This window comes from Halalkalicoccus subterraneus, from assembly GCF_003697815.1.
GTDB lineage: Archaea > Halobacteriota > Halobacteria > Halobacteriales > Halalkalicoccaceae > Halalkalicoccus > Halalkalicoccus subterraneus.
The window spans coordinates 38,755-57,541 of record NZ_RDQG01000022.1; the positions used below are offsets into that span (position 1 = coordinate 38,755).

At 66.3% G+C, this 18,787-nt stretch carries 21 protein-coding genes and 1 pseudogene; 10 read left to right on the forward strand and 12 right to left on the reverse strand.

The features are described 5' to 3' along the window. Window positions 1-29: 29 nt before the first annotated feature. Entirely contained in the window at window positions 30-1,043 is a 1,014-nt protein-coding gene (locus tag EAO80_RS06155) for a sodium:calcium antiporter (RefSeq protein ID WP_122089055.1), read from the forward strand. A gap of 1 nt (window position 1,044) precedes the next feature. On the opposite strand, the gene EAO80_RS06160 is transcribed toward EAO80_RS06155, so the two are convergent. Next, complete coding sequence (locus tag EAO80_RS06160; RefSeq protein WP_211330648.1) at window positions 1,045-2,238, reverse strand: sodium:calcium antiporter; 1,194 nt, start codon at window positions 2,236-2,238, stop codon at window positions 1,045-1,047. Between the two features lie 162 nt (window positions 2,239-2,400). On the opposite strand from EAO80_RS06160, the gene EAO80_RS06165 reads away from it, so the two are divergent. Next, the gene (locus EAO80_RS06165; protein ID WP_122089056.1) at window positions 2,401-2,829 is read left to right on the forward strand and encodes a VOC family protein; all 429 of its coding nucleotides are present in this window, start codon (window positions 2,401-2,403) and stop codon (window positions 2,827-2,829) included. A gap of 1 nt (window position 2,830) precedes the next feature. On the opposite strand, the gene EAO80_RS06170 is transcribed toward EAO80_RS06165, so the two are convergent. From EAO80_RS06170 to EAO80_RS06180, 3 genes are all read right to left on the reverse strand, one after another. Continuing rightward, window positions 2,831-3,580 carry a potassium channel family protein gene (locus tag EAO80_RS06170; protein WP_211330649.1) on the reverse strand — a complete coding sequence of 250 codons (750 nt, stop codon included), beginning with the start codon at window positions 3,578-3,580 and terminating at the stop codon, window positions 2,831-2,833. Between the two features lie 285 nt (window positions 3,581-3,865). Beyond that, a complete protein-coding gene (locus EAO80_RS06175; protein WP_122089057.1) occupies window positions 3,866-5,131 on the reverse strand; it encodes an ABC transporter substrate-binding protein in 1,266 nt (421 codons plus the stop codon). A gap of 39 nt (window positions 5,132-5,170) precedes the next feature. Continuing rightward, window positions 5,171-5,455, reverse strand: coding sequence for a DUF4242 domain-containing protein (locus tag EAO80_RS06180; protein ID WP_122089058.1), 285 nt, complete (start codon window positions 5,453-5,455; stop codon window positions 5,171-5,173). A 102-nt stretch (window positions 5,456-5,557) separates the two neighbouring features. Here EAO80_RS06180 and EAO80_RS06185 point away from each other — a divergent pair, with 102 nt between their 5' ends. Both EAO80_RS06185 and EAO80_RS06190 read left to right on the forward strand, forming a co-directional pair. Further along, on the forward strand, window positions 5,558-5,914 hold the full coding sequence (locus tag EAO80_RS06185; RefSeq protein ID WP_122089059.1) for a hypothetical protein: 357 nt from the start codon (window positions 5,558-5,560) through the stop codon (window positions 5,912-5,914). 48 nt (window positions 5,915-5,962) lie between these two features. Beyond that, window positions 5,963-7,033: an archaeosine biosynthesis radical SAM protein RaSEA gene (locus EAO80_RS06190; RefSeq protein ID WP_122089060.1), complete on the forward strand. Its 1,071-nt coding sequence runs from the start codon at window positions 5,963-5,965 to the stop codon at window positions 7,031-7,033. 204 nt (window positions 7,034-7,237) lie between these two features. Here the strand turns inward: EAO80_RS06190 and purQ are convergent, their stop codons facing one another. Together purQ and purS are read right to left on the reverse strand one after the other, a co-directional pair. Next, the gene (purQ, locus tag EAO80_RS06195; RefSeq protein WP_122089061.1) at window positions 7,238-7,909 is read right to left on the reverse strand and encodes a phosphoribosylformylglycinamidine synthase I; all 672 of its coding nucleotides are present in this window, start codon (window positions 7,907-7,909) and stop codon (window positions 7,238-7,240) included. Beyond that, window positions 7,906-8,160, reverse strand: coding sequence for a phosphoribosylformylglycinamidine synthase subunit PurS (gene purS / locus EAO80_RS06200; protein WP_122089062.1), 255 nt, complete (start codon window positions 8,158-8,160; stop codon window positions 7,906-7,908). Before purS ends, purQ begins: the two co-directional genes overlap by 4 nt. A gap of 167 nt (window positions 8,161-8,327) precedes the next feature. Between purS and EAO80_RS06205 the strand changes: the two genes are divergently transcribed. Continuing rightward, the gene (locus tag EAO80_RS06205; RefSeq protein ID WP_122089095.1) at window positions 8,328-9,269 is read left to right on the forward strand and encodes a formyltetrahydrofolate deformylase; all 942 of its coding nucleotides are present in this window, start codon (window positions 8,328-8,330) and stop codon (window positions 9,267-9,269) included. Here EAO80_RS06205 and EAO80_RS06210 read toward each other — a convergent pair. Next, entirely contained in the window at window positions 9,266-10,279 is a 1,014-nt protein-coding gene (locus EAO80_RS06210) for a phosphoribosylaminoimidazolesuccinocarboxamide synthase (RefSeq protein WP_122089063.1), read from the reverse strand. The two genes, EAO80_RS06205 and EAO80_RS06210, sit on opposite strands and share 4 nt — an antisense overlap. 127 nt (window positions 10,280-10,406) lie before the next feature. On the opposite strand from EAO80_RS06210, the gene EAO80_RS06215 reads away from it, so the two are divergent. Together EAO80_RS06215 and EAO80_RS06220 are read left to right on the forward strand one after the other, a co-directional pair. Further along, window positions 10,407-10,640, forward strand: a complete 234-nt coding sequence (locus EAO80_RS06215; protein WP_122089064.1) for a hypothetical protein — start codon at window positions 10,407-10,409, stop codon at window positions 10,638-10,640. A 37-nt stretch (window positions 10,641-10,677) separates the two neighbouring features. Then, window positions 10,678-11,426 (forward strand): annotated as a pseudogene (locus tag EAO80_RS06220) (NAD-dependent protein deacylase). Here the strand turns inward: EAO80_RS06220 and EAO80_RS06225 are convergent. Beyond that, complete coding sequence (locus EAO80_RS06225) at window positions 11,423-12,226, reverse strand: N-acyl homoserine lactonase family protein (protein WP_122089065.1); 804 nt, start codon at window positions 12,224-12,226, stop codon at window positions 11,423-11,425. The pseudogene EAO80_RS06220 and the gene EAO80_RS06225 sit on opposite strands and share 4 nt — an antisense overlap. A gap of 70 nt (window positions 12,227-12,296) precedes the next feature. Between EAO80_RS06225 and EAO80_RS06230 the strand changes: the two genes are divergently transcribed. Continuing rightward, the gene (locus tag EAO80_RS06230; RefSeq protein WP_122089066.1) at window positions 12,297-13,256 is read left to right on the forward strand and encodes an LLM class flavin-dependent oxidoreductase; all 960 of its coding nucleotides are present in this window, start codon (window positions 12,297-12,299) and stop codon (window positions 13,254-13,256) included. Here EAO80_RS06230 and EAO80_RS06235 read toward each other — a convergent pair. Then, window positions 13,253-13,900 carry an HAD family hydrolase gene (locus EAO80_RS06235; protein WP_122089067.1) on the reverse strand — a complete coding sequence of 216 codons (648 nt, stop codon included), beginning with the start codon at window positions 13,898-13,900 and terminating at the stop codon, window positions 13,253-13,255. The two genes, EAO80_RS06230 and EAO80_RS06235, sit on opposite strands and share 4 nt — an antisense overlap. A gap of 117 nt (window positions 13,901-14,017) precedes the next feature. Here EAO80_RS06235 and cofH point away from each other — a divergent pair, with 117 nt between their 5' ends. Both cofH and EAO80_RS06245 read left to right on the forward strand, forming a co-directional pair. Beyond that, window positions 14,018-15,364 (forward strand): 7,8-didemethyl-8-hydroxy-5-deazariboflavin synthase subunit CofH, encoded by a 1,347-nt coding sequence (gene cofH, locus EAO80_RS06240; protein WP_122089068.1) that lies wholly within the window; start codon window positions 14,018-14,020, stop codon window positions 15,362-15,364. A gap of 61 nt (window positions 15,365-15,425) precedes the next feature. Then, entirely contained in the window at window positions 15,426-15,983 is a 558-nt protein-coding gene (locus tag EAO80_RS06245; RefSeq protein ID WP_122089069.1) for a metal-dependent hydrolase, read from the forward strand. Here EAO80_RS06245 and cofG read toward each other — a convergent pair. From cofG to EAO80_RS06260, 3 genes are read right to left on the reverse strand one after another with little or no spacing between them, the layout of a single operon-like run. Further along, window positions 15,961-17,055 (reverse strand): 7,8-didemethyl-8-hydroxy-5-deazariboflavin synthase subunit CofG, encoded by a 1,095-nt coding sequence (gene cofG / locus EAO80_RS06250; RefSeq protein ID WP_122089070.1) that lies wholly within the window; start codon window positions 17,053-17,055, stop codon window positions 15,961-15,963. The genes EAO80_RS06245 and cofG overlap by 23 nt on opposite strands. Before the next feature lie 53 nt (window positions 17,056-17,108). Next, window positions 17,109-17,720 (reverse strand): 2-phospho-L-lactate guanylyltransferase, encoded by a 612-nt coding sequence (gene cofC / locus EAO80_RS06255; RefSeq protein WP_122089071.1) that lies wholly within the window; start codon window positions 17,718-17,720, stop codon window positions 17,109-17,111. Between the two features lie 53 nt (window positions 17,721-17,773). Continuing rightward, window positions 17,774-18,691, reverse strand: a complete 918-nt coding sequence (locus tag EAO80_RS06260) for a complex I NDUFA9 subunit family protein (RefSeq protein WP_122089072.1) — start codon at window positions 18,689-18,691, stop codon at window positions 17,774-17,776. Between the last annotated feature and the right edge of the window lie 96 nt (window positions 18,692-18,787).

Consider the following 18,787-nt stretch of genomic DNA (forward strand, 5'->3'; position numbering starts at 1 on the left):
TATGCCCCGCCGCCGCGTCGGTGCCGAGCATGCCGTTCGGTCTCCCGACGGAGCTGATCGCGCTCATCGCCTTTCTCGCCGGCGTCGTGCTGGTGATCGCGAGCGTCGAGACGTTCATCGAGGCGGTCGCTGAGAGCGCTCTCTCGATCGGTCTCTCGGGGTTCTTTCTCACGGTCGTCCTCGCCGGAACCGATCTCGAGAACGCGATCCTCGGACTGGCGGCCGTCGCGGACGGACTCCCCGACCTCGCGATGGGCACCGTCTTCGGGGAGGCGCTGTTCGTGCTGGGTGCGGCCGTCGGGCTCGCGGGCGTGCTCACCCCCTTCGAGACCTCGGTGCCGCGGTCGTACCTCCTGCTCACCCTGCTCGCCCCGTCGCTCCTGTTCGCGCTCGCGCTCGACGGGACGCTCTCGCGGCTCGACGGGGCGATCCTCACGGGCTCGTTTCTCCCGCTTTTGGGGATCGTCTACGCCCTCGAACGCAATCGAGGGACGCGATACCTCTCGGCCGAGGAGGTCGAGGAGGTCCTCGAAGAGGAATCGAAAGAGGTGGACGACGAGGACGACCCCATAGAAGGCGACTCGCTTCGAGAGCGCTACGAGGGATGGTATCAGGTCGGGATCGCGCTCGTCGCCACCCTCGGCATGACCGTCGGCTCGGAGCTCGCGGTGACGGGCGCGCGCGACCTGCTGTCGGTGTTGGGGATCTCCGGACTGGTCTTCGGCGCGACGGTCATGAGCTTCGTCGCCTCGCTGGAGGAACTGTTCCTGACCGTCGAGCCCGCCCGGCAGGGTCGTCCGCATCTGGGGGTGGGAAACGTCGTCGGAAGCGTCCTGTTCTTCGTGACCGCGAACGCCGGCGTCCTCGCGCTCGTCGGCCCGATAGACACGAGCGGGACGGTCCTCACCGTCCACTGGCCCTTCTTCCTCGTGGCGCTCCTCTCGGTCGGGTTCGTTTTCCTTCGGGGTCGGGTCGGTCGTCCGGAGGGGTTCGCCCTGTTGGGGCTGTACGCGGCCTACTGGGGCGCGAACTACCTGCTGTGAGTCACTCGCCGATGGGTACCCCGCCGAAGACGCTCAGCGCGATGACCCAGTAGGCGACGTACAGCCCGAGGAGTAACACGCCGTGCCAGCGTTTCACCTCGCCGCGGTACATGAAGTACGCCGACAGCGCGGTCACGATGACGATCGCCGGGAGGTGGAAGGTCAGGACCGACGGCGCGATGGTGACCGTGCTGACCAGTGTGAGCACGCCGATGTTGCCCGTCATCGAGAAGAGCACGCTCCCGATGACGTTGCCGACGCCGATCTCCGGCAGGCCACGGCGAACCGGCTCGATCGTCAGCATGACGTCCTCGAAGGTGAGGATCAGCGTCAGGATCGTGGCACCGAAGACGGTCTCCTCGATGCCGAATCCCTCGATGACGACCTCCGAGCCCCCCTCCAACAGTATCGCCGCGAAGACGACCCCCACGAGCGCGAAGACGGAGAGACCGATCCAGATCCAGCCGGATCGATTTCCGACCAGCCGGTCCTCGGGGATCTCGGAAAGCGGTTCGGGAAACGCCGCGCCGCCGTCGGGACGGACCTCCGTGCCGCCGTCCGGCTCGATCGCCGCCCCGAGTTCGGTGCTTCGGAAGACCGGTACGTCGCGCCCGCGCTCGCGGACGATGAAGTAGGTGAAGCTCAGGACGAAAAATCCGAGCAACACGAGGCCGGGCACGAGCGTCAGCGTCCCCAGCATGACGAAGGGGATCAAAAGCACTGGCGCCAGTGCGAACAGAACGATGTAGTCGTTCGGCAGGTCGACCGGGAACGGCCGGACGATCGCCGCGATCGCGAGCGTGAGGCCGATGATCGCCAGCCCGGTCCCGAGCGCGGTGCCGAGGGCGGCCCCTTCGAGTCCGCCCGAGGCGAGCACGAGTCCGAGGATCGTGTCGTCGAACTCGAAGCCGGTGAAGACGATCGCGAGTGCGAACAGTGACATCTTCATCCCGATCGCCGCGCGGGCGAGATAGCTGATCAGCTTCTCGACACAAACCGTCAGTAGCACTACCCCAAAGGCCAGAACGAGCACGGCACCGAGCAGCCCTTGCCCCTCGATGAACCCCTCGATCGCGCCCTCAATCCCACCCTCCTCACCCTCTTCGCCTTCCTCTTGGGCCGCCACGGGGACGGCGATCACCGAGGTCGCGAGCAGTACGACGAGCACCAACGTGACGAACCGTCGAGGTGACATCGAACTCGGATATGGTTGTAGTTATCATATAACCCACGCATCGTGTACGAATGTTCATGGGAAATCTGTATACGGTACCGGCGATGTCTGAGCAGACGGATCCGCCCGAACCGGACCCGTCGCGGCGGCGGTCTATTTGTGGGTTCGGCGTCGATAGCGGGTATGAACGCTGTCGATCACATCAACGTCGACGTGAACGATCTGGCGAACTGCTACGAGTTCTACCGCGAAACCCTTGATTTGGAACTGCTGCGCCCGCCCGAGGACTTCCAGGGGGATCACGCCATGTTCCGGGTCGGCAGTACGGTGGTAACGCTCGCCGAGACGGGCCGTGCCGACGCGTGGGGCGAGGTCGGTCTCGACCATCCGTTGGACAAGGCGCACATCGCCTTCGACGCGTCCCGCGAGGAGTACGACGCGCTTTCGAAGGAACTCGATGGGCAGTTCCCCAAACAGGGCCCCTACGACTGGGGGGAGTTCGAGGGGTTTTACTTCCTCGACCCGGACGGCAATCTGCTCGAGGTCATCACCTACGACCCGCCTGCGGGCGAGCGCGAACGACCACTGTTGACCCACGACGACGTCGAGTGAGCTACAGCGACTCGGTGACCTGCTCGCCGCTGACGACCTCCGGGATGATCACCTCGTCGGCGCCGGCCCGCCGGGCTAGCGGTTCGTACATCGCGTCGCCGACCCGGACGACGAGGCGCACGGTCGGCGCGATCTGGCCGGCGGTGATCGCCGTCTGGATGTTCGCGTTCGAGTCGTCGACGGCGGTCACGAGCGTGCGCGCCCGCTCGATGCCCGCCTCTCGGAGCGTTTCCTCGCGCCGGGCGTCACCCTGAAGCGCCAGGACGCCCGCCCCCAGCGCCCGCTCGAACTCCGTCTCGTCGAGTTCGATCACGACCACGCCGTCGCCGTTGCCGTCGACTCGCTCGGCGATCGTCTGGCCGAACATGCCGTATCCGCAGATGATCACGTGATCCTCCAACTCGTCGATCGATCGGTTCGTTTGCATGTATCTGAGTTCCTCCTGCATCCGCCCGCCGAACGCCGCCGAAAGCGCCGTCTCGCCGACCCAAAGGCCGGTGACGACGAGTCCAACGGTCACCAGAACGGCGTATGCCTTCGTCGCGGTTTCCGGTCCGTCGGCTCCCTCGAAGTGCAACTCGACGCTCGTGAGGTCGACGAGCCAGAACGCCGCCTCGACGACGCCGACGCCGCCGAGAAGCACGAAACCGGCGACTCCGGCGACCACGACGCCCGCGAACGCCGCGAGCGGGACCACGGCCCGCCGGAGCAGCGGCCGGCTCGCGACGACGGCGATGATCGAACATGTCACAAGTTCACACTCCACACGAAGACATACAAATCTGTCCGTTCCGTCAGAGTTTGCTTCGGGCCGAATACCCCGTTTCACGGTGTCGATTTCGCCCGGCGAGAGCGCCTGAGTGGAATGGCCGTTATTTAACCTATTCTTTCGTATAGTTCATATGGGACCTCTGATTGCTGAGTGGCAGTTACGGGGTTCATACACTCTCTTCGGGAGGTCGCCCACTGATCTCATCAGTGGCTGGCTCGCAGTCGTTCGTACCAACGTCTCTTCGCGCGATCTAATCGACGCTGATCACGCGACGTCGCCCTCTGCAAGCAGACCACCCTGTTCGAGCGCCGTCCGCAGGCGCTCCCACGTTTCGGCGTCCTGTCGGCCCCAACCGTGTTCCGCGACCGCCTCACTTCCGCCGAACTCGCTGTTGGCTTCCGTAAACGTCCGGACGATCCGGTCGGGTGAACACCCTGCTCGCTCCGCGATCCCTGCGGCCGCGGCGCTCGACTCGGGGGCCGCCGCCCAGCCGGCGATCGTTCCGGTGAGAAACGCCTCGAGAGCGTCCCCGCGATCGGCGAGCGTCCCCTCGTGGACGACGAGCGTCGGCCCGTAGATCGGGAAGTGGTCGGCGACCGCGAGCGTATCGACGGTCATTCCTCGTTGCTCCAGTTGGCGGGGATCGGAAAACGATCCCGTGACGACATCGACCTCGCCTGCGAGCAGGGCGTCCTGCTCCTCGCCGGCCGTATCCACGATCCGAACCGACCCGTCGAGGGTGACCTGGTTCACGAACAGCCGTCCGAGGATCCGCGTCTCGGAACGTGCGGGCATGCCGATCCGCCGCTCGCGTAGTTGGCCGACGCCGGTCAGGGGCTCGCCGAACGTTTCGCGCACGGTGTAGAGGACGGCCATCGCGCGCTGGTAGGCGACCGCGATCGGAACCACCGGCGCGCCGCCCGCCCGCGCCCGACTCACCGTTGCCGCACCGACCAGCCCCACATCCGCCTCGCGTGCCCGGACGGCTTCGAGCGCCCGGCGGGACCCCTCGTAGTGCTCGAATCGAACGTCGGATCCCGATTCGCCGTACCGTTCGTCGCGGCGGGCGGCATAAAAGGGCAGGTGCAGCCCGTTCGGCCGCCAGTTCAACCCGAGGACGAGGCCGTCATTCGACTCGTCGGCAGCTCTACTGCTTCGTGCGACGCCCCATCCCTCGCGCGCTCGCTCCAGCAGTCCCCTCGCTCGCTGTCGATAGACCGTCCGCACCGCGGCGTCGAGATCCGTAGAGACGTCCCACGCGGTCGGCGGTCGTCCCGGGCCCTCACCGCGGACCGTGGTTCGATCGACCAGATCAGCCGATTCGAGGTGTCCGACCGCCGTCGTCAGCGCGCCGCGGCTCAGTCCGGTCCCGATTCGGAGCGTGAGCTCCGTCGCCGGCTCTTCCGTGAACTCCGTCCGGAGGTGAAGAAAGGTGAGCACGCGGGCGGGCTCCTCGCCGAGTCCGAGCGCCAGCCGGCTGATCACCGCCTCGTCGTTCCCGTCGAGCGCTCGGAACTCTCGCGTGCGCATCGGTATCAGTTATCCCTTCTCCGATAAAACGGCTCCGCCCTACTCCCCTTCCAAGGGCGTGCCCCGCCGCGCGATCGTCGTCGCCGGGAGGCCCGCGCGCTCTGCGTGTTCCTCGACGGCGTCCTCGCTTTCGGCCTCGTACTGACAGAAGGTCCCGATCACGTCGTCCTCGTCGTTGGTGAGCACCTCCGATTCGTTCCACTGGATGTCCGTTCCCTCCTCGCGCATCTCCTCGAGGACGCGCCCCGATTCCGACGCGGCGTCGTCGAGGTCGCCCTGACTGATCGGCGCGTCGAGCTCGCGATAGATCTGAAACTCTACCATACCCCACACTCTCCGTCATGGTTTGTAAGGGTTTCTCATGTTTAAACGACCGGCATGTCCCGTGGCACGCTTTATCCGTCGAGTCGACGAACCCTTATAGGTATGCTCGTACATCTCCACCAGTACAAACACGAGGAAGTCGAGTTCGACGACAACCGGACGACCGGCGAGTCCCAGACGGAGGACTCGGTGAACAAGGACAGCGAGGAGTACTTCGGCGCGAACATCGAGGACTTCGACGTCGAGACGTGGGAGACCGTCGAATACGAGGGTGATCCGATCCAGCGACGAACCCTGACGGTCGGCGGAGTCGCCGCCGTCTCCGTGCCCCAAGACGACGCCGAGGGCGACGACCCGGACCTGCCGGGGCGGACGATTCAACTCCGGATGGGCGGGGACCAGGAGTTCGTCGAGCAGGCCGTGTTCGTCGAGGCCCAGGACGAGAACCCCGAGCAGTAAGACACAGGAGACGAAGCCGCTTTAGGCCGCGGGCGGCTATCGCGTTCAATGAGCAAGCCGAGTCCCGAGGTCTACGAACAGGGGCGCGGGATGGACGCGCACAACCAGGTGATGCGCGGAATCCGCGCCGAGAAGGAGAAACACTACGATCCCCACGAGCCCACTCGGGTCTGGCTCGACGAGGACAACACGCCCGACGGAATCCGTCAGTCGCTGACGATCATCCTCAACACCGGCGGCTGTCGCTGGGCGCGCGCGGGCGGCTGTACGATGTGTGGCTACGTCGCCGAGTCGGTCGAGGGGGGGTCGGTCTCCCACGAGGCACTGATGGATCAGATCGAGGCCTGTCTCAAACACGAACGGGAAAACGCGGACGAAAAGAGCCCGTTGATCAAAATCTACACCTCCGGGAGCTTTCTCGACGAGCGGGAGGTCGGGGCGCACTCGCGAGCCGCGATCGCAGAGACGTTCGGCGACCGCGAGCGGATAGTAGTGGAAAGCCTGCCCGATTTCGTCGAGGCAGAACGGGTCGGCGATTTCACCGAGCAGGGGCTCGCGACGGACGTGGCCGTGGGACTGGAAACGGCGACGGACAGGGTACGTCGGGACTGCGTGAACAAGTACTTCGACTTCGCCGACTTCGTCGAGGCCAGCGAGGCCGCCGAGGCGGCGGGTGCGGGGATCAAGGCCTACCTGCTGCTCAAGCCCCCCTTCCTCTCGGAGTCAGAGGCCGTCGATGACATGAAGCGCTCGATCCGCCGGTGTGCGGAGTACGCCCACACCGTCTCGATGAACCCGACGAACGTCCAGCGCTACACGATGGTCGACGAGCTCTATTTCAGGGGCGGTTATCGACCGCCGTGGCTCTGGTCGGTCGCCGACGTACTCGAATCGACCGCCGACGCCGACGCGATCGTCGTTTCGGACCCGGTCGGTCACGGCTCGGATCGGGGCCCGCACAACTGCGGGGAGTGTGACGACCGCGTCCAGCGCGCGATCAAGGACTTCGATCTGCGTCAGGATCCCTCGGTGTTCGAGCAGGTCTCCTGTGAGTGTGAGGCGACGTGGGGGGCAGTGATGGAGCGAGAGAAGGGCTACAACATGCCGCTTGCCCGGTGAATTAACCCGCTCCTAATCCGGATACGGCGGTCAGTAACGAAGTACTGCCGGACGAATCGAGTCGGTACCGTCGGCGACGGCGGCGACACAGATGGCCCATGAGACAGACGAGGCGGTCGTCCACGCGGACGGCTGGTTCATCATCAGAAACACTGACGATCCCACCCAGTGGCTCGCGAGCGACTCGCCGGTCGATATCCGGCGTTAGGCGAACGCCGCGAGGATCTCCCGGCCGTCGGTCCCACCGATATGGGCCAGCACCGCGCGCTCGGGATGGGGCATGAGCACCGCGGTCGTTCCGCGCTCACCCACCACCCCGGCGACATTGCCGGTCGACCCGTTGGGATTGGCCGTCTCGGTCACCCGCCCATCGGCATCGCAGTACCGGAACAGCACCCGATCCTCGCTCTCGATCCGTTTTAGGTCCTTCTTACCGATCTCGAAACGACCCTCGCCGTGGGCGATCGGCAGTTCGATCACCTCGCCTTCCTCGTATCCCTCGGTCCATGGCGTGTCGGCGCTCTCGACGCGCAGGTGGACGTGTTCGCACTGAAAGCGCGCGCTCGCGTTCGTCGTGAACGCGCCCGGCGTGAGTCCAGATTCACTGCCGATCTGGGCGCCGTTACAGACCCCGAGGACGGGGACTCCCTCGGCGGCAGCGTTTCGGATTTCACGGAGGATCGGCGAGCGGGCGGCCATCGCACCCGCACGGAGGTAATCGCCGTAGGAAAAACCGCCCGGCAGGACGATACCGGTCGTGACCTCGGGCAGTCCGTCCTCATGCCAGACGATCTCGTTTTCGATCCCCATGGAATCGAGCGCTCGCTTCGCGTCCCGATCGCAGTTCGACCCGCCGAAGCGGACGATCGCGATCATTCTCGTGCCTCGACCGCTACCTCGTAGTCGTGGATCGTCGGGTTCGCGAGCAGCCGGTCGGCCATCTCGGTCGCCCGGCGCTCGACCGCTTGCTCCGAATCGGCATTCATATCGATCTCGAAGCGATCTGCCGAACGCAGCTCCTCGAGGTCGAATTCGAGGCGTTCGAGCGCCCGTTTCGTCGTCTCGGCCTCGGGATCGAGCACGCCGCGTTTCAGGCGCACGGTCACGATCGCGGTGTAGGCGGCCATACCCGAAAGAGCGCAGTCGTGCTCAAAAGCTCTTTCTACTCCGCGATGTGATGCACGAACGTGCGGGCGGTCGTGGACGATCGTTTCGTCTGGATTCGCCGGACGGACACGCTTTTGACGCCGACCGGCCGAGGGACGCCAATGAGTCCGACCACGGGGTGGCGACGATGACGCCGCCGCTGACTGAGATCACGGTCGTCGGCGACGACAAGACGGGCCTGATCGCTCGCGTGACGACGCTGCTGTTCGAGCGCGACATCAACATCGAGGACCTCGATCAGGCGGTCCGGGAGGGGCTGTTCCGGATGACGATGCACGTCGACGCGAGCGGGATGACGTGCTCGGAGGACGAACTGCGGGCGGCGCTCGCCGATCTGGGCGAGGACCTCGGGGTCGACGTCCAGGTCCGATTCCCGGCCGACCGCGAGACCCAGGGGATCGCCGTGCTCGTCACCACGGAGAGCCACCCGCTCGAAGCGCTGTTCGAGGCGTGGGCCAACGACGAGCTGGGCGCGGACATCTCGGTCGTGATCGGGAACCACCCGGACCTGGAACCGCTGGCCGAACACTACGGCGTGCCGTTTCACGACATCGGCACTGAAAGCGGGAGCGCGAGCGAGGAGCGCCTGCTTGAACTCCTCGATCAGTACGAGGTCGATCTGATCGTCCTCGCCCGGTACATGCGCATCCTCTCGCCGAACGTCGTCTTCCGTTACGAGGACCGCATCATCAACGTCCATCCGAGCCTGCTGCCCGCCTTCCCCGGCGCGGAGGCCTATCGCCAAGCCATCGAGGAAGGGGTTCGGATCGCCGGCGTGACCGCCCACTACGTCACGACCGACCTCGATCAGGGACCGATCATCACCCAACGGGCGTTCAATTTGCCCGATGACGCCGGTATGGAGGAGATCAAACGCCGCGGCCAGCCCCTCGAAGCCGAGGCGTTACTGGAGGCGGTTCGTCTCCATCTCGACAAGGCGGTCGCCGTCCACCGCGGACGGACCGAACTCCGGGGTGGCGAGGAGTACCAGCTCGGCATGGATCGCGCGGTCGACGAGATAAACCCGGACAGACCGATCGACGGCATCGGGGAGGTTCTGACCGACTAGAGCTCTCGGACCCGCTCGACGACCGATTCGAGCGGCGGGGCGGCGAACCACTCCTCGCCAGTGTAGGCGTTCGTGCCCGACGCGTACATCTCGGAGGCGAGATCGAGCACGTCCGTTGAGAGGGGCTCCGGATCGCGCTCGCAGAGCGTGCGCCAGTCGGCGATGTCCTGGGACTCCGCCTCCGCCTTCGCCGCCCGGAGCGCCTCGACCCACTCGGGCTGGGTGCGTTTGTGATAGCCCCGAATAACCTCCTTCGAGAGCTGCTGGCCGTCGTAGGAAAACCGGTTCTCGTCGAAGGTGCCGACCACGTCCGCGACGCGGATCTCCCCGTCGACGTAACAACACTCGATCTTGCCGTCCTCGTGGAGGAAGCCGTTCGAGCGCGCTTGCTCGCTCACGACGCGGTTGACCTCGCGGGCGACGGTTTCGAGTCCCGGGAGATCCGCTTTTCCAGCGATCGCGTCGGCCTCCTCGGGATCGAGATATCGGTCACTCTCCTCGTACTTCGTCGAGAACTCGACGATCGGTTCGTCGAGTTCGACCGCCTCGTCGGGCCACGCCTCGAACGCCAGCCCGTGCTCTGCGGGTTCGCTTCGCCGTCGCAGGCTCGATCCCTCCGGTACTCGGTTCCGAAAGACGATCTCCAAGGGAATCAGGTAGTTCTCGCCGGCGTCCGTGTGATAGGCGTCGTAATCGTAGGTACGCCCCTTGTGGGGCAGCTCGGGCACCTGTACGAGGTCGATCGCCATCCGGACGGGCGGGTTCTCGATTTCCGCGAGCGCTCGCACGTCCTCGCCGACGCCCCGGTAGTGGGTCGCGATTCCCTCGCGTTCGAGCAGTTCGAAGTTGAACGCCCCCATCGTACAGAGGCTCGCGCCCTTCCGGGGGATCGTATCGGGCATCCGCCCCCAGTCGAACACCGAGTAGGCGTCCGTGAAGACGAACGCCCCCGCTCCCGGCGAGGCGGCGGTCGGTTCGCGCTCGATATGGAACTCCTTAACGCTCGTCATGGTCGTCCCCGTTCATGGGGCGAGTCGTTTCGGCCCCGGCATGAACGTTTCCCGTTCATCGCGTTAGCCGGTGGCTAACGAGACTTCACATCAAATTAACTATGATTATTCGTCCGATCGCGGGCGTATGAACCTCCGATTCTGTCCCGAGTGTGTCTCGCGCGGCGTCGACTCCCCGTTGATGGTCTCGGGGGAGTGTACCTACTGCGGTCACCGGTATGCACCGATCACCCACCGAATCGCCGACTACGAGTACCGCCTCCGGTTCGCCGTCGACTCCCTTCGCTTCCGACTCGGCGCGACGACCGGAGGTGCCCGCTCGAGAGCGGCCATCGGGGGCCTCATCGCCCGTCTACACTGATCCCGTTCGTTATATCTCGGAGGGATCTACGGGACGTATGGACGAGCGACTGGACCGGCTCGCGAACGCGATCGAGGCGGGCGACTCGACGGTCGCGCTGACCGGCGCGGGCGTCAGCACCGCCTCGGGGATTCCCGACTTCCGGGGCGAGGACGGCATCTGGAACGCGGAGTTCGACCCCGGCGACTTCCGGATCGAACGGTTTCTCTCCGATCCGGCCGGCTTCTGGGAGGACAGGGTAAAACTCCACGAGGCGATGTTCGGTACCGAAATCGAACCCAACGCCGCCCACGACGCGCTCGCCGAACTGGAATCACGGGACTGGCTCGACGCCGTGATCACCCAGAACACCGACGGGCTGCACGGGGCGGCGGGCTCGAAGGAACTGTTCGAACTCCACGGCAACTCTCACCGGGTCGTCTGCATGGACTGCGGGCGAAAACGGGACGCCAAAGCCGTCCGCGAGCGGGTTCGTGCCGGCGAGTCGCCGCCACGCTGTGACTGTGGCGGCCTTCTCAAACCCGACGTGGTGCTGTTCGGCGAGTCGCTGCCCGGGGCGATCATGGCCGAGGCACAGCGCCGCGCCCGAGAGAGCGACGTCTTCCTCGCCATCGGCTCCTCGCTCACCGTCGACCCGCCGCTTCGCTTCCGAAAGCCGGCGCACGCGACGGGTTTCTCGCGATCTGTAACTTCGACCCGACGCCCCACGACGGCCGGGCGGACGTCCTCGTCCGCGAGGACGTGACCGAGGTCCTGCCCGCGCTTGCAGCGCGGTTGGGCGCCTAACGAAGCCCGCCTTCGAGGCGCGAGAGTGAATCGGGATCGTGGCCGAAAAACAGCGTCGCGCCCTCCCGGCGCTCCATCTCCCGTAACATCCGCAGGCTGTCGTACCAGTCCCGTTTGCTCCATAGGAGAGTCGGCCCGAGCGGGAGTCCATCGGTGTAGTTCTCGGCGACGTAGGCCTGATCGCCCGCGACGATCACGGTCCCGGTCTCGGGGAGTGCCAAACGAAGCCCCATCAACCCGGGGGTATGGCCCGGAAGGTGGAGGAACTCGACCCCCTCGAAGCGGGTTTCGTGCTCACCGTAAACTACCCGCCAGTTCAGGTCGTGATCGAAATCCTTCGCGAGGTAGGCGGGGTCGCCCGCGTCGGTCTTCGCGCTGTAGTAGGCGTGTTTCAGCTCCTTTTCGTGGACGTAGACCGGGACGTCGGTGCCCGCGAAGTTGTGTAAACCGCCGGCGTGATCGAGGTGCAGGTGGCTCTGGATCACCGCGTCGATCTCCGAGAGGGCGTAGCCCGCCGCCTCGAGATCCTCGTCGAGGGGGTGCTCGCGTGCGTCGTAGTGCTCGAAGGCGTCGTACAGTGGCTCGGGCCAGTACCCTTCGCCGGCCTCGGGATGCGAGCCGGTATCCCAGAGGATCGTCGCCTCGGGGTGCTCGATCACGAGGTCGTAGACGGGCGTCTCGACGATCTCGGCGTCGGGGTTCGGGTCGCTCGCGCCCGCGAGCTTGTAACCTTCGACCATGTAGTTCTTGTCGGCGCGGACTCGCCCGCGGTCTATCGGCGTGATCGTCGCGTCGATCATACCGTCCGTTGGGACGATGCAGGCTTATACCCACCTTAGGGTTCATGGTTCCCACCGTCGAACGACCGGTATGTCACGCGGTGTCCTGCTCCCCGACGTCGACCCGACCCCCGAGTTCGCCCGCTGGATCGGTTCTCTCGGCTATGACTCGATCTGGGCCAACGAACTCTGGGGACGCGACGCGTTCGTCACGCTCGCGGCGGTCGCACCCCACACCGACGCGGCGCTCGGAACGGCCATCGTCAACGTCTTCTCGCGCTCCCCGGCGGTGCTGGCGGGTGCGGCTTCGTCCCTCTCGGCGCTCGCTTCGGGCCCGATCCGACTGGGAATCGGCCCGAGCACACCCAAGGCGATCGAGGACCTCCATGGCGTCCCGTACGAGCGGCCCGTCCGCCGGATCCACGAGACGGCCGAACTCGTCCGCGCGTTCACCGCCGGCGAGGGCCGCGTCGAGTACGACGGCGAGGTCTTCTCGGTCCGGGACTTCCCGGCGCTCGACGGCGAGGTGTCGGTCTACGCCGCCGCGCTCGGCGAGACGAGCCGACGGGCCACCGGGCGCACCGCCGACGGCTGGTTGCCACACATGATCCCCTTCGACGATCTGGAGGGGGCCTTCGAGACGGTCCGGCGGACCGCCCGGGAGGCGGGCCGCGATTCCGACTTCGCCGTCTCGCCCTACGTTCCGTCGGCGGTCGCCGACGATCCCGACGAGGCCCGTGAGACGATCCGCGGCCATATCGCGTACTACGTCGGCAGCGGCGAGGGGTATCGCCGGGCGGTCGCCGGCCGGTTCCCGGAGGAAGCGGAACGGATCGCCGAGGCGTGGGCCGCGGGCGAGCGCAGCGACGCCCGCGAGGCGGTCACGGAAGCGATGGTCGACGCGTTGGGCGTCGCGGGAACCCCTGAGGGGGCACGCGAGCGGTTCGCGGCGGTCGCCGAAACCGACCCGGTCACCGAACCGATCGTCGTGGTCCCCTCGAACGCGGGCGAGGAAACGGCCGAGCGGACGATCGAGGCACTCGCGCCCTAGACGAGATCGAGGACCTCTCGGAGGTCAGCGAGTCGGTGGTCGACCGCCGGACCGTCGTCGGCACCGTAGGCCGCGGTCCGCATTCCTGCCTCCTTCGCGCCCTCGATGTCGTGGTGATACCGATCCCCGACCATCAGCGAGCGCTCCGGGACGGTTCCCGACTTTGCCAAAGCCGCCTGAAACATCGCCGGATCAGGTTTCGTTCGTCTGACTTCCTCGGAGGTCGTGATCGAGTCGAACCGTTCCAAGACATCGAACGTTTCGAGGATCCGCCGGCCCTCCGCGGCGTCGACGTCACTGATCACGCCTAGGTAGCTCCCGCGTTCGGCGAGCGTCTCGACGACTTCGACCGCGCCGGGGTTCGGTTCGATCGTCTCGGCGAGTGCGCTCTCGAACAGCGGCTCCCACTCCCCGTCGATTCCAAGCGCGGCGATCGCCCGCTCGTAGCCCGCCCGCGCCGAGCGGAACTCCGTGCCCTCGCGCTCGCGGAAGTGTGCGCCCAACTCCTCGCGCCACGTTTCGAGTGCCGCATCGGAATCGAGGCCAGCCTCCTCGCTCAGGTCTGCGACGAACCGCTCGTGGGCGCGCCGGACGGACGCCGAATCGAGAAGCACACCGCCGATGTCGAAGAAGATCGCGTCCATCGAATCGGTGGGAGGTACCGACCAGCACGGTTTATCGCTATCGGTGGGCGCGTCGCCTCGCCGACCGAAACCTCCGCTATCGGCCAAGCTTTTGTTCCTGGGGGTCGGTCACACGCTATGGCCGTCACGCCCGAGGCCGAACGCGAGTTCGCGTTCGACCACCGACCGGAGACCGACCAGTCCTTCGAGAACGCGCTCGCGAAGGCACGCACGGGCGAGCGCCTCTCGGTCGCCGACGGGATCGAACTCATGACGACCGGCTCCGAGAGGGCGGGTATCGACCCCGACCGAAAGGAACTCGTTCTGGAGGCCGCCGACACCCGGCGCGCGGAGATGGTCGGCGAGGAGGTCACCTTCGTCGCGAACCTCAACAACAACGTTACGACGGCGTGTAACACCGGGTGTTTGTTCTGTAACTTCAAGGACACCGCGAGCAACTTCGAGGTAGGTTCGGAGGTCGAACACCCCGGCTTCACGAAGACGCCCGAGGAATCCCGACAAATCGTCTCCGACGGGCTCGATCTGGGGATCTACGAGGTCTGTTCGGTCTCGGGGCTCCATCCGGCGTTCGCGCTCGACTCCGAGCACCTCGAGGTCCTCCGAGCCGCGGACGAGGACCCCGAACTGAACTTCAAGCCACCCGAACGTTACGAGGTCGATCCGAGTACCTACGTCGAGCAGATCGAGGCGATGAGCGTCGGGGGCGTCCACGTCCACTCGATGACCCCCGAGGAGGCCTATCACGCCCGCCGGGGCACCGACTGGGACTACGAGGACGTCTACGGCCGGCTGAAGGAGGCGGGACTGGATAGCGTTCCTGGGACGGCCGCCGAGATCCTCGTCGACGAAGTCCGGGACGTGATCTGTCCGGGCAAGATCGGCTCCGAGGAGTGGGAACGGGCCATCGAGGCCGCCGCCGCCGTCGGGCTGGACACCACCGCGACGATCATGTACGGCCACGTCGAGAACGAAGCCCACCGCGTCGAACACTTAAAACGGGTCCGGGATCTGCAGGACCGCACCGGCGTCATCACCGAGTTCGTGCCCCTCTCCTTTATCCATCAGTCGACGCCGCTGTTCGAACGCGGCGTGGTCACGGGCGGGGCGACGGTGGATGAAGACGAACTGATGATCGCGGTCTCACGGCTCTTCTTGGACAACGTCGAGAACATCCAGTCGAGCTGGGTGAAGTACGGCGACCAGCAGGGCCTGAAGATGCTCTCGTGTGGCGCGAACGACTTCATGGGGACGATCCTCTCCGAGGAGATCACCAAGCGCGCGGGCGGGGAACACGGCGAGTTCCGCGACGTCGGGGAGTTGGTGGAGATGATCGAATCGGTCGGACGCGTGCCCGTCGAACGCTCGACGGACTACCGGCAGCGACGGCGGGTCGACCCCAACGACGGCCCGTACGGCCCACGGCTGGGCCCGCGGGCCGACGGCTCGCCGATGGTCGTCGAGTGATCCACGCTACCTGATCACATGGTTCGGAACGCCTATCGTTTCTCCGACGTAGCCTAGAGGGATGATGAACACCACACACGGCGCCATCGGCGTCGCGTTGGCCTCCGTGACGGTCCTCCTCGCCCCGGAGTTCGCCGCCGTCGCCGCCGTCGCCGCCCTCCTCGGGAGCGTTTTCCCTGATCTCGACCTCTTCGTCGGCACCCACAGAAAAACCCTCCATTTCCCGGTCATCGGCTGGGCTCTCGCCCTGCCCGCGACCGCCTGGGCCGCCCTCGTACCCTCGACTGCGAGCGTCGGTACTGCCTTCTTCGCGCTCGGGGCGACCGTCCACGCCGTGACCGACGCCGCGGGTGCGGGCCACGAACTCCGCCCGTGGGAGCGCACGTCCCAGCAGGCGGTCTACGCCCACTTTCCCGGGCGGTGGATCGCTCCTCGGAGATGGATCCGCTACGACGGCGCGCCTGAGGACCTCGCGCTGATGGGAGTCGTCAGCCTTCCTGTACTGATCCTCTACGACGGGTTCGTCAGGAACGTCATGCTCGTGGCACTGGGGATTTCGGTGTTCTACACCACCATCAGAAAGCGCATGCCCGACCTCACGCCCGAGTGGCTGAAGTGAGCGCCCGATAGCGCTCTCCCGAACTCGTCTCGGCGTCGAGTTCCCGGCGGATCCGCTCCGAGAGCCATCCCTCGTTGATGAACCGGTCGTAGACGGGGAGGCGCTCGTCGAGCGGGACGTCCGCCTCGCTTGCGATGTCCTCCAGTTCCCGGAGCGCGGGCCACGCATACGCCGGGTTGATGTGATCGTCGGTGACCGGCGACACGCCCCCGAGATCGTCGACCCCGCAGTCGAGCAGTTCTCTGACGGGCGCGAGGTTCGGCGGCACCTGCACCGAGACCTCCTCCGGGAGGACCCCTCGGGCCATCGAGACGGTCCGGCGCATGGTTTCGAGATCGGGCGATCCCTCGCGCCACCGCTCGTTGTTCGAGACGGGCTGGACGATCACCTCCTGGATGTGGCCGTAGCGCTCGTGGAGTTCACCGATCGCGAGCAGACTCTCCGCCCTGTCCTGCCAGTTCTCACCGATGCCGACGAGGATACCGGTGGTAAAGGGGACGCCGAGTTCGCCCGCGGTTCGGAGCGTGTCGAGCCGCTGGCCCGGCGACTTCGCTCGGGGGCCACCGTGGGCCTGCACGTCTGCGGTCGTTTCCAGCATCACGCCCATGCTCGCGTTGGCGTCGGCGACCTCGGCCATTTGTTCGCGCGTCTGGTCGCCGGGGTTCGAGTGGGGCAGGATTCCGATGTCGAGCGCGAGTTCACAGAGTTCGCGCAGGTAAGTGTGGATCGAGTCGTGGCCCCACTCTGCGAGCTGGCCGTGGACCTCAGTGTATCGGTCGTCGGGGTCGTCGCCGAAGGTAAATAGTGCCTCCGTACAGCCGGCCTCGACGCCGGTTTCGAGGATCTCGCGCACTTCCTCGCGCGACAGGAGGCTCGCCTGCCCCGGCGGGTCGTAGTACGTACAGTAGGTACAGGTGTAGCGGCAGGCCGTCGTCAGGGGCACGAAGACGTTTCGCGCGAAGGTGAGCCTCGGCGCGGGGGAGACGTCCGCGGGCCCGACCGAGAGCGCCCGCTCGATCTCGCCGTCGCCGATCTCGATGTCGATGCCGTACTCCTCGGCCCCCGGAATCATCGTTTTCCACTACTCGCCCAGCGACAAAAACCCATGGTACCGGTCGCACGGATTTATGTTCGCGTTCGCCTAACGGCGAGCCGGCTTTCCCGTCGAACGAGTTCGAACCCCACATCCCGGAGCCAGTCGGCCGCCCGCCCCTCCCCATGGAGCAACACCTCGACTAAATCGTCGGGTTCGTCGACGTCGGTCGCCAATCTGTAAGAGTCGACGACTTCGACCGAACCGAGTCCGGCGGCCGCCGCCCGGTGTTTGAGGAACGAACCGCCGTGGTAATCGACCCGGAAGTCGGGATGGCGGGCGACGATCGCGTTCGTCCCGCCGCCGCGCCCCGGAGCGAGCACGACGTCGCCGGAGACCTCGAAGAGCGCTCGAAGAGCCTCGGGCGTGGCGAGGGGCAGGTCGGCCATCACGACCGCCGTCTCGGTTTCAGGGCCGAACGCCCCGTTGACCGCTTCGGTGAGTGCCCGATCGTCGACGGTCACGGGACCGTCCGCGTCGAGGGGGGCGGTCGCGAGCACCTCGGGATCGCCGCCGGCCGCCCGGATCGCCGCCAGCGTGTCCCCGAGCATCGCCCGGGCGAACTGGCGGCGCTCTTCGCGATCGAGAACGCCCGAGAGGCGGCTCTTGGGATCGGTCGCGTCGAAGGGGACGACGACGCGCATCGCTCGCCGGTCGGCGGCGGGCGTTAATAAGAGCGGGGGTTCCCGAGCGGGAGCTATCCGCGCAGGTACTCCCGTAGCGTCAGGAGGTCGCCCTCGCTCACGCCGAAGGCACCGATGTCGTTGTCCCGCGTGGTGTTGTCGAACTCGAGCGAGCGGACCTGATCGGCACCGAAGGGGACGAACGGGATCGGGTCGATCACCGCGGATCCGATCTTGGCGAACGCCATCGGTAGGGGAACGATCGTCACGTTGCCGCCGCGCGTGAGTTTCGCGACCTCCGCCATCGTCAACACGTCCGGCCCGCCGATCTCGTAGATCTCGCCGACGTGGCGCTCGTCGGCGACGGCGTCACCGGAATCCGACGGGTTCGGGTCGCCAGTCGACGTCCCTTCGACGGCGTCCGCGAGCATCGAGGCGACGTCCTCGACCCAAATGGGCTGAAAGCGGGTCCGTCCCCCGCCGGGAAGCGGCGCGATGACGGGCGGCGTGAGCTTCCTCGTAAAGGGGACGAACTCCCCACCGTCGCCGAAGACGACCGAGGGGCGAAAGATCACCCAATCGAGCGTCGAGTCGCGTACTACCGCTTCGGCCTTTCCCTTCGCGCGGATGTACGCCGTCGGCCCGTCGGGGTCGGCTCCCAGCGCGCTCATCTGTATCAGTCGGGAGACGCCGGCGTCTTCGGCGGCGTCGACGACGTTTCTCGTCCCGCCGAGATGCACCGATTCATGGGTCTTCCCACCCTTCGGTTCGAACAGCGGCGAGAGCGCGACGAGGTTCACAACGACGTCCTGACCCGAGAGATCGAGCGACCCCCGGTCGGTGACGTCGCCCTGCTCGACCGACACGCCCGCGGGCAGGTCGCTCGCGTCGGGCGAGCGCGCGAGCGCGGTCACGTCGTGGCCCCGGTCGTCGAGCTCCGCACACAGATGCCGTCCGATAAAGCCCGTTCCGCCGGTCACCAGAACCTTCATACTCGGTACAGGGATCGATCCGCCGTAAAGCTACCTCCCTCGGCGGGAACCCGCGATGGATTCGAAGGAGTGTAATGGGTCCTGAGCGAACCGCCG